This window comes from Nocardia sp. NPDC046473 (assembly GCF_040645995.1).
In the GTDB taxonomy this organism is placed as follows: domain Bacteria; phylum Actinomycetota; class Actinomycetes; order Mycobacteriales; family Mycobacteriaceae; genus Nocardia.
This window is the reverse complement of sequence record NZ_JBEYZJ010000017.1, coordinates 67,760-79,430: the sequence shown is the minus strand read 5'-3', so window position 1 is coordinate 79,430 and position 11,671 is coordinate 67,760. Positions and strand designations below refer to the sequence as shown.

11 protein-coding genes are annotated in these 11,671 nt (G+C 66.2%); 10 read left to right on the top strand and 1 reads right to left on the bottom strand.

The window, feature by feature from the left end:
* Positions 1-955: 955 nt before the first annotated feature.
* The gene (locus tag ABZ942_RS43485) at positions 956-1,165 is read left to right on the top strand and encodes a hypothetical protein (RefSeq protein WP_357392166.1); all 210 of its coding nucleotides are present in this window, start codon (positions 956-958) and stop codon (positions 1,163-1,165) included.
* A 9-nt stretch (positions 1,166-1,174) separates the two neighbouring features.
* Complete coding sequence (locus ABZ942_RS43480) at positions 1,175-2,632, top strand: SPFH domain-containing protein (RefSeq protein WP_357392164.1); 1,458 nt, start codon at positions 1,175-1,177, stop codon at positions 2,630-2,632.
* A gap of 62 nt (positions 2,633-2,694) precedes the next feature.
* On the opposite strand, the gene ABZ942_RS43475 is transcribed toward ABZ942_RS43480, so the two are convergent.
* Positions 2,695-3,606: a 2-hydroxyacid dehydrogenase gene (locus ABZ942_RS43475; RefSeq protein ID WP_357392162.1), complete on the bottom strand. Its 912-nt coding sequence runs from the start codon at positions 3,604-3,606 to the stop codon at positions 2,695-2,697.
* 220 nt (positions 3,607-3,826) lie between these two features.
* Here ABZ942_RS43475 and ABZ942_RS43470 point away from each other — a divergent pair, with 220 nt between their 5' ends.
* From ABZ942_RS43470 to ABZ942_RS43435, 8 genes are all read left to right on the top strand, one after another.
* Entirely contained in the window at positions 3,827-4,636 is an 810-nt protein-coding gene (locus ABZ942_RS43470) for an ABC transporter permease (protein ID WP_357392160.1), read from the top strand.
* Between the two features lie 71 nt (positions 4,637-4,707).
* On the top strand, positions 4,708-5,577 hold the full coding sequence (locus ABZ942_RS43465) for an ABC transporter permease (protein WP_357392158.1): 870 nt from the start codon (positions 4,708-4,710) through the stop codon (positions 5,575-5,577).
* A 3-nt stretch (positions 5,578-5,580) separates the two neighbouring features.
* The gene (locus ABZ942_RS43460; RefSeq protein WP_357392156.1) at positions 5,581-6,609 is read left to right on the top strand and encodes an MlaD family protein; all 1,029 of its coding nucleotides are present in this window, start codon (positions 5,581-5,583) and stop codon (positions 6,607-6,609) included.
* Positions 6,606-7,613, top strand: coding sequence for an MlaD family protein (locus ABZ942_RS43455; protein WP_357392154.1), 1,008 nt, complete (start codon positions 6,606-6,608; stop codon positions 7,611-7,613). The genes ABZ942_RS43460 and ABZ942_RS43455 overlap by 4 nt, the downstream gene beginning before the upstream one ends.
* Positions 7,610-8,656: an MlaD family protein gene (locus ABZ942_RS43450; protein WP_357392152.1), complete on the top strand. Its 1,047-nt coding sequence runs from the start codon at positions 7,610-7,612 to the stop codon at positions 8,654-8,656. The genes ABZ942_RS43455 and ABZ942_RS43450 overlap by 4 nt, the downstream gene beginning before the upstream one ends.
* On the top strand, positions 8,656-9,705 hold the full coding sequence (locus ABZ942_RS43445; RefSeq protein WP_357392174.1) for an MCE family protein: 1,050 nt from the start codon (positions 8,656-8,658) through the stop codon (positions 9,703-9,705). Before ABZ942_RS43450 ends, ABZ942_RS43445 begins: the two co-directional genes overlap by 1 nt.
* Positions 9,702-10,721 carry an MlaD family protein gene (locus tag ABZ942_RS43440; protein WP_357392150.1) on the top strand — a complete coding sequence of 340 codons (1,020 nt, stop codon included), beginning with the start codon at positions 9,702-9,704 and terminating at the stop codon, positions 10,719-10,721. Before ABZ942_RS43445 ends, ABZ942_RS43440 begins: the two co-directional genes overlap by 4 nt.
* Positions 10,718-11,662 carry an MlaD family protein gene (locus ABZ942_RS43435; RefSeq protein ID WP_357392148.1) on the top strand — a complete coding sequence of 315 codons (945 nt, stop codon included), beginning with the start codon at positions 10,718-10,720 and terminating at the stop codon, positions 11,660-11,662. The genes ABZ942_RS43440 and ABZ942_RS43435 overlap by 4 nt, the downstream gene beginning before the upstream one ends.
* The last annotated feature ends 9 nt before the right edge of the window (positions 11,663-11,671 follow it).

Below are 11,671 nucleotides of genomic sequence, written 5' to 3'. Positions count from 1 at the left end.
GCTGAGAGATTCTCCGGTGGTGTGCTGTTCCAGGGGTTTTCGACTGGTTCATCGGATGACCGGAGTAGTGCTGGGCGCGTGAGGTGGGGTCCCCGGCCTTAGTTGTCGGTCAGGTGCATGGTGTCGCGTTGCGTAGGTGGTCACCTGGCTGTGGTGCTGTTCTCGAGCGCTTTCGAAGCAGTGAGTGTGTCGCGTGGGTGTTTTCGGGGCCGCAGGGGCTCCGATGTGCACCCTTTGTTCAGAACGCTCACCGTTTCTGGAAGCCGCTCACGAACATCCTGACAGCGGGCGTGTAGCGGGTGTCCGGGTCATAGAAACGGTGCTCGGCTGACAGAGGGGGTGTGGGGTGCACGACCAACGACACAACGACACCCCCGGGGTCGTACTGTCGGCGAAATCTGCACTCTCTCTCGGGATCTGCACTCGGAATAGGGCCCTAGAGCGAGTGCAGATCCCGAGTGAGAGTGCAGATCTTGATGTGGTGGGGCTCGTGGGGCGCGACCAAGATCATCGGGGGTGTACTCGGTCGGCTCCGCGCGCTTTTTTGCCCGCTGCGCACGAAATCGCTAGTGATTGCTTGCGCGGCTGCGTAATTCGCGCGCGGCGAGGCTTGCTGATCGAGAAGGGGGTCAGGGGGTGAGGGGTTCGGGGGTTGGGCGGGTGTCGAAAGCTTTTCGGGCGGTGAGGATTTGGTGTTGGTGTTGGTCGGACCAGGTGCCGAGGGTGTGGCTGATGGCGCCGAGGCTTTCGCTGTTCTGGCCGAGCATCGTTTCTGGAAGCCGCTCACCCGCTACACCGGGTGAGCGGGTCACAGAAACGGTGAGCGGCTGACTGTGGAGCAGCTGTCGGTGGTGGCTGGGGTGGGGTGGGTGTATCGAATTCGTAAAGATGCTTGCGGCAAGGGAATCGGCGGGGGCACCGTGAGGGGTCGAACTGCGGCGGGGTCGGAGGAGTGGTGGCGACAGACGTAATCGGCAAGATTGCGCGCGTGACCGCGGCAATCCGGCCGGACCATCTCGGTGAGGTGGTGATCGAGGTGCGGGCGGGGACCGAACGATTCCTGGCGCGGGCCGCCGACGGGGAGACAACCATTCCGAAGCACACCCAGGTTCTCGTGATCGGGAGCCTGGGTGGGCGCACGGTCGAAGTCACTCCCTTGAAATGAAGGTGCATCATGGACGTCCAAATCTTGGTCGTCATCGGGATCGTCGTCGCTCTTATCGTGTTGGCCGTGCTGTTCCGCCTGTCCTGGCGGGTCGCCGAACCCGATGAGGCGCTGATCATTTCGGGCTTCCGAGCCGGCGAAGGGCCGTCGGGGGTCGGCGAGAGCATGGGGTTCCGCATCGTCACCGGCCGCGGCAGTTTCATCATGCCCGGCCTGACCAAGGTGCGTTTCATCTCGCTGGAGGCACACGAGAGCCAGATCCTGGTGCCGTGCGTGAGCCAGCAGAAGATCAACCTCGAACTGGGCGGGGTGGTGGTGTACAAGATCGGCGACGACTACCGGTCCATCGCCAACGCGGCGCGCCGCTTCCTGGATCGTCCCGCCCAGGAGCTGGAGACCAAGGTGCAGAACGTCTTCGTCGGGCACCTGCGGGCCATCGCAGGCTCGATGACCGTCGAGGACATGATCAGTGATCAGGACAAGTTCTCCGAGCAGGTGCGCGACCGGTGCTCGCAGGAGATGGAGTCGTTCGGTCTGGTGATCGACAGCTTCCAGATCCAATCGATCGCCAGCGGCTCCAATTACATTGCCAACCTTGCGATTCCGCACCAGGCGGCGGTGGAGCAGAAGGCGCGGATCGCGCGGGCCAACGCCGATCGGGAAGCCATCGAGCAGGAGCAGGCGGCGCAGCGGCAGATCGCGCTGGCGATGCGCGACACCCAGATCAAGAAGGCGGAGTACCAGGCCGAGATCGACAGCGCTAGCCAGGAAGCCGCGCAGCAAGGTCCGCTCGCGCAGGCGACCGCACGGCAGGCGGTCGTCGAGGTCGCCACGAAGGTGTCGCAGCTCGAGGCGCAGCAGATGGAACAGCAGCTGCAGGTGGAGGTGCGCAAGCCCGCCGACGCCGAGGCCTACCGGCAGACCACCCTGGCGACCGCCAGCCGCGACGCCCGGATCAGCCAGGCCGAGGCCGACGCGCAGGAGACCCGGTTGCGTGCGGAAGCCGCTGCGGCACAGACGAAGATGCAGGCCCTCGCCGAGGCTGAGTCGATCAAGCTGCGCGCGGCGGCGCAGGCCGACGCGACCCGGCTGGCCGGTCAGGCCGAGGCCGACGCGATCAAGGCGCGCGGATTGGCCGAGGCCGACGCGGTGCGCGCGCACATGGAGGCCGAGGCGGCGGGCATCCAGCTGCGGTCCGAGGCGATGAGCCAGAACCAGGAGGCGGTGATCGCCCAGCAGATCGCCGAGAAGCTGCCGCAGATCGTCGCGGCGGCCGCGGCGCCGTTCGAGCACATCGACAGTTTCACCGTGCTCAACGGAGCCCAGGGCGTGACCTCGGCGCTGGCCGAGATCATTCAGCAGGCGGGCGCGCTCACCTCGATGGCGCGCGAGTCATTGCTCCCTGCAATGACTTCCGGCGTCAAGCCGGCGGACAACGGCCAGGTCGGCATCGACCTGCCGAACTGAGGCAGCGACTTTCGCCGCGCTGATCGCGGCCGATCGTCATCCGAAAGCCTGGTGCGCAACGCTCAATATTCGCCGCGCACCAGGTTTTTCGGTTCCTCGCCCGCCGCGAAGCGGATGATCTCCGCGCGCACAACGGCATAGCCGCGCTCGAAACTGCCGGTGCTGCTGCCGCCGACGTGCGGGGTGAGCAGCAGGTTCGGCGCGGTCCACAGCGGGTGGCCCGGTGGCAGCGGCTCGGGATCGGTGACGTCGAGTGCGGCGCGCAAACGGCCCGACCGCAGTTCGGCCACCAGCGCGTCGGTCTCGACGATCGGGCCGCGGGCGATGTTGACCAGGATGGCGTTGTCGTCCATCGCGGCGAGGAAATCGGCGTCGACCATACCGATGGTGCGGGAAGTGACCGGGACAGTCAGTACGACGACGTCCTGCCCGGGGATCAGACCTGGCAGTTCGTCGACGCCGTGCACGCCGTCGCGGGCCTGCGAGCCGACCAGGGTCACCACGGTGTCGAAGCCGGTCAGGCGACGGACCAGTTCGGCGGCGAGGTCACCCGCGCCGATAATCAGAATCCGCTTGCCGATCAGCGTCTGGGTCTGGTGGAAGGTCCACTGCTGCGCGCGCTGGGCGTCGACGAAGCCGCCGAGTTCGCGGTAGATGTGCAACAACGCGGCCAGCACCCATTCGGCCGAACTGCCGCCGTGTGCGCCGCGTCCGGTGGAAAGTCGGACGCCGTCGGGTAACCGGCTGACCCAGCCTTCGGCGCCCGCGGTCATCATCTGCACCAGTCGCAGCTTGGGCAGTCGGGTGAGATCGACCGTGTCGGCGCGCGAGAGAAACTTGGGGACAAGCACCTCCGCGTGCTCGGCGCCGTCGGGCAGCGCCTCGCCCGCGGTGTACCGCAATGGTTGTACCCCGTCGATTCCGGACAGCGCCGCGACTCCATAGTCGTCCGGGACTAGAACAATGACCGCCATGCAGGCCAGGTTAGCGGCCGCGGCCGGCCGTATGCCGGGTTCCTTCCGGACTTTTTCCGGCCGGTCAGCCCGTGGAAACAGATTTGTCCGTAACTGTCTCAGTCAGCGAGGGGATTGAGTCGAAACGGCCGCAGAGTGACATATCAGTCGGTTAAATTATGCCTCGCCGGGGGGAGCCGGTGGAATCGAGGTAACAGTGGTTGTCGACAGGGTCGCTCGGGTGTCCGAGCCACTGGTGCGGTGGGGATTCGATCTGGTAATCAAGAGTTTGCGGACCTTCGGGCGGACGCTGCAACTCGCGGCCGCCGCGTTCAGCTACCTCGTCGGCGACATCATCAAGCTGCGCCATCCCTGGCGGGACACGCTGCAGCAGGGCTGGTTCATCGTCAGCGTGACCGCGATTCCCGCTGTGCTGGTGGCGATTCCGTTCGGCGTGATCGTCTCGGTGCAGGTCGGCAGCCTGACTCAGCAGGTCGGCGCCACCTCGGTGGCCGGTGCGGCGGGCGGGCTCGGCGTCATCCGGCAGGGCGCGCCGATGGTGACCGCGCTGCTGCTCGGCGGCGCGGCCGGGTCGGCGATCGCCTCGGATCTCGGCGCACGCACCATCCGCGAGGAAGTAGATGCGTTGCGCACCATGGGTATCGACCCGGTGCGGCGGCTGGTCGCGCCGCGGCTGGCGGCGATGATCGTGCTGACGCCGCTGCTGTGTCTGCTGGTCATTTTCATGGGGGTGTTCACCGGGTACGTGGTGGCGGTCGGGTTCCAAGGGGTGACGCCGGGCAGCTATCTGTCGTCGTTCGCGGCCTTCGCGACCATGGCCGACCTCTTCGTGGCGATCGCGAAGTCGGTCATCTTCGGGGTGATCGTGCTGATCGTCGCCTGCCAGCGCGGGCTGGAGGCGACGCACGGACCCAAGGGCGTGGCGAACGCGGTGAACGCGGCCGTGGTGATCGGGGTGATCGCCGCGTTCGGCGTGAATCTGGTGATCACCCAGCTTGTTTCGATGTTCCTGCCGCAAAAGGTGGGCTGAGTGAGCGCAGCGAACGACCAAATGACACAGCACTGTTCAGTCATCGAGCCGAGCGCTAGCGAGGTGGAGTGATGACCGAAGTGCCCGCCCAGTATCGCCCATTCGGTAGGGCCGGTCGCCTCGTCGAACGCGGCACGCGCGGACCGCTGACGCTGTTCGAATCGCTCGGCCACCAACTGACTTTCGTGAGCCAGGTGCTCGCCGCGGTGCCGCACACGCTGCGCGCCTACCGCCGCCAGACCATGCTGATCCTGACCGACATCACCTGGGGCAGCGGCAATATCATCGTCGGCGGCGGCACGGTGGCGGTGCTGATCTTCCTCGGCGTCGCGGTCGGCGGCTCGATCGGCGTGGAGGGGTTCACGGCGCTGAACATGGTCGGCATGGGTCCGCTGACCGGATTCGTCTCCGCCTACGCGAATACCAGGGAGATGGCGCCGATGGTCGCCGCGATCGGCTTCGCGGCGCAGGCGGGCTGCCGGATGACCGCCGAGATCGGTGCGATGCGCATCTCCGAGGAGATCGACGCGCTGGAAGCCATCGGCATCCGGCCGATTCCGTTCGTGGTGACGACCAGGGTGATCGCGGGGATGATCACCATCGTCCCGCTCTACCTGCTGACGCTGATCCTCAGCTACCTGTCCTGCGCGGTGGTCGTCAATGTGCTGCACGGTCAGTCCTCGGGCACCTATTACCACTACTTCGACGCCTTCCTGCAACCCGGCGACGTGATCGCGTCACTGATCAAGGCGACGGTGTTCGTGGTGATGATCATCCTGATCCATGGCTACCAAGGGTTTTACGCGACCGGCGGGCCGGAGGGGGTCGGGCGCGCCTCGGGCCGGGCGATTCGCGCGAGCCTGGTGCTGGTGGTGATCGCAGACATGATCATGACGATCGTCTTCTGGGGTCTCGATGTCGGAATCAAGATTTCGGGGTGACGCGTGCCGATATTCGTTGATCATTCAGGGCGCACCGCCGGGCGGTGGATGCTGCGGCTGCGCGGGCTGATCGTCGCCGTCGTCATCCTGGTGCTGGCCGTGTTCACCACGCAATACGCGCAGGGCAAGTTCGCCGATAAATTCGCACTCACCATCGACGCGGCCACCCTCGGCGAGGGGCTCGCGCCGGGTGCGGAGGTGAAGTTCCGCGGCTTCGGGATCGGCACCGTGCGCAAGGTCGAGACCGTCGACTACGGGCACCAGCGCATCGAGTTGTCGCTGGACCGCACCCAGGCCGCCGCGCTGACCGACGACGTGTCGGCCCGCTTCACCTCGTCGAACATCTTCGGTTCCAGCGCAATCGAATTGGTGAACACCGGCCACGGCGGGCGGCTGCCGGAGAACACCACGCTGTTCATCGGCGCGAACGCGACCAACGCGACCGTGTCGAGTGTGTTCCGCCGGGCGGCGCGGTTGACCCAGGTGCTCGACTCCGACACCGTGCGTGCGCTGTTCGATCTGCTGCTGGACAACACCGCCTCGCTCGGACCGGCGGTGCAGTCGTTCTTCGCCACGGCCAGGGTGCTCGCCATGAATCAGCGAGCGCCGCTTGGTCATTACCTGGATATCGGCGCGGATGTCGGTACCGGTGCGGCACGGGTGACGCCGCCGGTGGTCGATGTGATCCTCGGCGTGCTCGACAACAGCGGGTATTTCGGCTCCGCCGAGAACCGGGAGCGGACAAAGCATTCGCTGTCCACGCTGGACACCGCGTTGCTGCTGCCGGTCACCGACCTCTTGCGCAGGGACAACCCCGATCTGGCCAGCATCATCGGCGGCGTGCTGGATCTGGTGGTGCCGATCAGCGCGTCCATCGGCACCGTCGCGCCCGCGTACAACCGGCTGCCCGCGTTGCTCGCCCGCATCGACAGCGCGTTCCCGGTGGTCGACGGCCGAGTGCAGCTGCAACTCGAGGTGATCGTGAAAAATATGCCCTACCTGGCCGATTCGATTATCGGGGTGCCGCGATGAACAGTGTCACCGGCGCGGCCGTCAAGCTCGGCATCTTCGTCGCGATCGTCGCGGTGTGCTCGGCCTTCATTGTGGCGGCACTGAATACGCCGGTGCCGGCGGACAAGGTCTCGTATGACGCTGTCTTCACCGATATTTCGGGGCTTTACGCCGGTGACGTGGTGCGGATGTCGGGGGTGGCGGTCGGCAAGGTCGACAGCGTCGCATTGGACGGCTCGCACGCGCGGGTCCGGTTCACCGTGGATCGCCAGCGCCCGATCTACGACAGCACCGAAGCTGCTGTGCGATACCAGGATTTGATCGGGCAGCGCTACATCGAATTGATGACCGCGAAGACCGGCGGGGTGCGGCTCGCGGCAGGTGCCACCATTCCGGTGGAACGGACCATCCCGAGTTTCGATGTGTCCAAGCTGTTCAACGGCTTCAAGCCGTTGTTCGACACCTTGGACACGGCCCAGCTCAACCAGTTCGGCACCAACATCCTGCGGGTGCTGCAGGGCGACGGCAGTGGCATCGGTCCCGCGCTCGCCGACCTCGATCAGCTGACCAAGCACGCCAAGAGCAGTGAGGCGGTGGTGGTGCTGTTGATCCACAACCTGGGCGAGATCTCCCGCTCGATCGGTGGAAAGTCCGCCGCGGTCGGCGATCTCGTCCGACAGCTGAACGGTGTACTGAACGCGTTCGGCAGCCGGACCGCGACGATCATCACCGCCATCGAACAGGCCAACCGCACCCTGGTGCCGCTCATCCCGCTGCTCGAGGAGCTGCAAGGGGCCTACGACCAGAGTTACCTGCCACTGGACGGGCTGTTGCGCAGGCTGCTGCCGCAGACCGATCAGCTGGTCGAAATCCTTTCGCTGGTGCCGTCGTTGCTCGCCGGGCTCAACCAGAACATCCCGGCCAGCGGCCAGGCCAAGACGTATTCGTGTGCAGGCGGTGAGCTCGGGCTACCGGGCATCGGCAATGTCGTGCTCGGCAATCAGAAGCTGGTGGTGTGCAAATGACCGGTGCGGCAAGGCAACTGGCGGGTTTGCCGTTTCGGCTGTTCGGCGAGCTCAAGCAGCTGCGGGCGGCGAAGTCGGAATCGTGGTCCCAATTGCGATGGGGGATCGCGGGTGTGCTGTTGAGCGTGCTCGCCCTGCTCGCCGCAGCGGTGCTGTATGTGGTGCCGTTCGGCGAGCAGTCCTATACGGCGGACTTCCGCTCCTCGGGTGGCGCCCGCGCCGGTGACGAGGTGCGGATCGCGGGAATCAAAGTGGGCCAGGTCCGTTCGGTGGACCTGGTCGGCGACCACGTGGCGGTGCGCTTCGGCGTCGACCGCGACGTGCACGTCGGCGACGCCTCGTCGGTGGCGGTGAAGATGCTGACACCGATCGGCGGGCACTACCTGTCGCTGGCTTCGCAGGGGGAGTCAGCGCTGGGCGGCAAGCACATTCCGCCGGAGCGGACCAGCACGCCATTCGAGTTGACCGACATCATCGACGTCGCCACCCCGGTGCTCGGCCAGGTCGACGGCACCACCCTGCGCAGCACCATCGCCGAGGTGAACGCCGCGCTGGCGGGTCAGCCCGACGCGGTGCGCTCGATCATCGGCAACTTCAACGATCTGACCGGTGTGCTGGCCGACCGGTCGAAGCAGCTGGATTCGGCGGTGCAGGTGTCCGACGAATACATCGGCGCGATCGCGACCGATCGGGCGGTGCTCGCAGACTTCGTGCACGAGCTCGGCGTTGTCGCGGTGGTGCTCGGGCAGCGCAAGGGCGAGGTCGTCCAGGTCTTCGAGCTGTTGCGGCGGTTCTTCGTGGTGCTGCATCGGCCCGTGCTGGCCTACGGCGATTCGATCGAGCCGTCTGTGGCCGAATTCGAGGACCTGTTCAACAAACTCGTGCAGGATCCCGGTCGGCTAGACACGGTCATCGCGGGGATCAAGGACTTCATCGGGAAGATCTCGGCCATGCTCGGCGCGGACGGGGTGACCATCGACCAGTCCGCCAGCGTGGTTCGTGGTCCGGCACTGTGCATTCCGTTCGAGGGGAGGGCGTGCTGATGCGGGCGTGGGGCAGAACGGGTTTGGTGATCGCGGCGGTCGTGGTAACGGTCGCGGTGGTGGTCGGGGTGAGCGGCGCGACCTGGATAGACCGCGTACAACCCGCCAAGCAGACCATGTGCGCCGAATTCACCGACACCGTTGGGCTTTACGAGGGCAACAGCGTCACCATGCTCGGCGTGGAGGTGGGCACCGTCTCGGGTATCGAGGCGCGTGGCGACCGCATGCGGGTGACGATGTCGATCGACGGCAAACTTGCGCTGCCCGCCGATATCCGGGCGGTCACCATGTCCAGCTCGATCGTCACCGACCGGCACGTCGAACTGACCAAGACCTACACCGGCGGACCGAGATTCGACACCGCGCACTGTATTCCGCTGGAGCACACCAAGACTCCGGTCGGCATCAGCGACGCGCTCGATGCGCTCGGGCGACTGTCCGGCGACCTGCTCGGCGCCCAGCAGTCACCGACGCCGGGCGCGCCATCGGACACGCTGCTCGACCAGACGATCACCGGCGCGGTCCGCTCGCTCGACGGCACCGGCCCGCAATGGAATGCCTTGCTGCAGCGGCTGTCCCAGGTGATCGGGGATCCGGCCGATCGGGATGTCGTGATCCGCAGGCTGGTCGACAACCTCGACCAGCTCACCACGATGTTCATCACCAACTGGCCGGATATGCAGGCGCTGCTGGACAATCTGAAGAACGGCGTCCAGCTGGTCGACGGGTTCTCCGCGGAACTGTCCAGGGCGGTCGATCTCGCGCTGCAGTTCCTGCCGGTGATCGCCCGCAATGTCGGCAAGTACGACCAGCAGTCCTATGAGTTCCTGGATCGGATCGTGCCGGAGGTGCACCGGTACGCGGTGCTGGCGGGCAGCATCGTCGATCTGCTGGTGCAGTTGCCGCCGCTGAGCAATCGACTGGTGCAGGTGTTCGACCCGGCGACGGGCGCGGTCCGGGTGAATTACCGTCCGCCGCACTATGAATCGGCCGACGGCAGTCAGCCGGGCCTCGCGCAGGTGATCCTCGGATCGTTGGGGGCGCCGTGAAGCGTTTGATACCCGTGCTCGCCGCGGCGGTGCTGCTGTTGACCGGTTGCGGTGTACGCGCGACCGACGTGCCGATTCCCGGGACCTATCTGGCGGGGGACACCTTCTCGATCAGAATCGAATTCGGTTCGGTGCTCAACCTGCCGGACCGGGCCAAGGTCATCGCCGAGGGCGTCGAGGTCGGCATGCTCGACCGGATCGAGCTGATCGGCGACACCGCCGTCGCCACGGTCGACCTGAAATCCGATGTGCAGCTGCCGAAGTCGACCACCGCGGAACTGCGGCAGAGCACCATCCTCGGCGATATCCACATCGCGCTGCAGGCGCCGCCGAACGCAGGTCCGCCGTTCCTGGTGAGCGGCGACGTCATCCCGCGCTCGCGTACGGTGCCCGCCGCCAACGTGGAGGACATCCTGCGGGCGCTGTCGAACATCGTCACCGGCGGCCGCTTCGGCGAGATGCAGCAGCTCGTCGCCAGCGTGAACGCCTCCTTCCCGACCGACCCCGCGGATCTGCAGCGCATCCTGACCGGTGGCAAGAACGCGCTGCACGACCTCGCCACGCACAGCGACGACATCGACCGGATCCTGGCCGCCGCGGCCAGTGTGACGACCACCCTCGAGGCGAACAAAGGCAACGTCGACCGCACCCTCACCCTCGGACCGAGCCGCGCCGCCGGTCTGTCCGACGTGCTGTTCGGTCTGGTCCAGCTGATCATCGACGGTGGCGAATTGGCCAGGTATGTCGGCGATCTCGCGCTGCCGCTGCGTGGCGACCTGCACGACATCATCGGCATTCTCGCGCCCGCGGCGCTCACCATCGCGAGCGCCGACACCACAGTTCCGATGAACGTCGACGCGATGAACCGGTTGTTGCGCGACAAGCTGATCCCGTTCTTCAGTGCGCCACCGAACATTCGGGTGCAGCGGCTCAGCGCGGACGCCGTCGCCGCCGACGCGTCGGCCCGCTCCGACGAGATGATCCAGGTGCTGCGGTCGATAGGAATGGTCCGATGAAGCTGTCCGGTCCGGTCTCGCTGGTGCTGCTGCTCGTGATGACGGTCGTGTGCGCCGCGTATATGGCCATCGGGGTGCTCGATATCGATCCGCGCCGCGCGACGAATACCGTGACGGTGCTGATGGATTCGTCCGGCGGACTGATGCAGACCTCGCAGGTCGACCTGCGCGGCATGCGGATCGGCAAGGTGCGCGCCATCACCGCCACCGGCACCGGGCTGGCCGTGCGGATCGAGCTGGACGCGAAATACCGGGTGCCGATCGGCAGCGAGGTGCACGTCAGCAACCTGTCGGCGGCGGGCGAGCAGTTCATGGACTTCCGCCCGACCGGAACCGCGGGTCCGTATCTCGCCGACGGCAGTGTCGTTCCCGCGCACCAGGTTCGGATCGCAACGACGGTCAGCGAGGCGCTGGCCAAGCTGGACGTGCTCAACTCGCAGATCGACCCGGCGAAGATCGAACAGCTCGCCGCCATCCTGTCGCAGGGCTACGCGGGGCGGGAGAAGGAGATCGCCAACCTCACCCGGACGCTGACCATGACAGCGCAGCTGCTGCACGACAAGCGCGACGAGATAACCCGGCTCTATCTGAACGGGCAGGACCTCGCCGAGAACTTCAACGGGTACGGGCCGGTGATCGGCGGCTGGGCCGACGATTTCACTCAGGTGCTGCCCGACGTGGTGCACCTGATCCAAAGCTTCCAGGGTTATTCCTATGCGGGCGAACATATCTGGGACGAACCGCTCGGCCCGCTGGTGCAGAAGATCGACCAGTACCTCGCGGTGCTCGGGCCCGACCTCTCGCACATCGCCACCGCATTGAAGCCGTCCACCAGTGTCCTGAAACCCGTTCGGGTGGACGCGGGTTCGATCATCGATCTGCTCTCGGCGACCTTCCCGGAGAACGGGACCGCCCGAATCACGCTCGACGTTCCGAAATAGAGAGTTGAG

Bases quoted from the DNA above. Each gene is read 5' to 3' on its own strand.
- ABZ942_RS43465 (WP_357392158.1), top strand. From the start codon at position 4,708: ATGACCGAAGTGCCCGCCCAGTATCGCCCATTCGGTAGGGCCGGTCGC.
- ABZ942_RS43445 (WP_357392174.1), top strand. From the start codon at position 8,656: ATGCGGGCGTGGGGCAGAACGGGTTTGGTGATCGCGGCGGTCGTGGTA.
- ABZ942_RS43475 (WP_357392162.1), bottom strand. From the start codon at position 3,606: ATGGCGGTCATTGTTCTAGTCCCGGACGACTATGGAGTCGCGGCGCTG.
- ABZ942_RS43450 (WP_357392152.1), top strand. From the start codon at position 7,610: ATGACCGGTGCGGCAAGGCAACTGGCGGGTTTGCCGTTTCGGCTGTTC.
- ABZ942_RS43480 (WP_357392164.1), top strand. From the start codon at position 1,175: ATGGACGTCCAAATCTTGGTCGTCATCGGGATCGTCGTCGCTCTTATC.
- ABZ942_RS43455 (WP_357392154.1), top strand. From the start codon at position 6,606: ATGAACAGTGTCACCGGCGCGGCCGTCAAGCTCGGCATCTTCGTCGCG.
- ABZ942_RS43435 (WP_357392148.1), top strand. From the start codon at position 10,718: ATGAAGCTGTCCGGTCCGGTCTCGCTGGTGCTGCTGCTCGTGATGACG.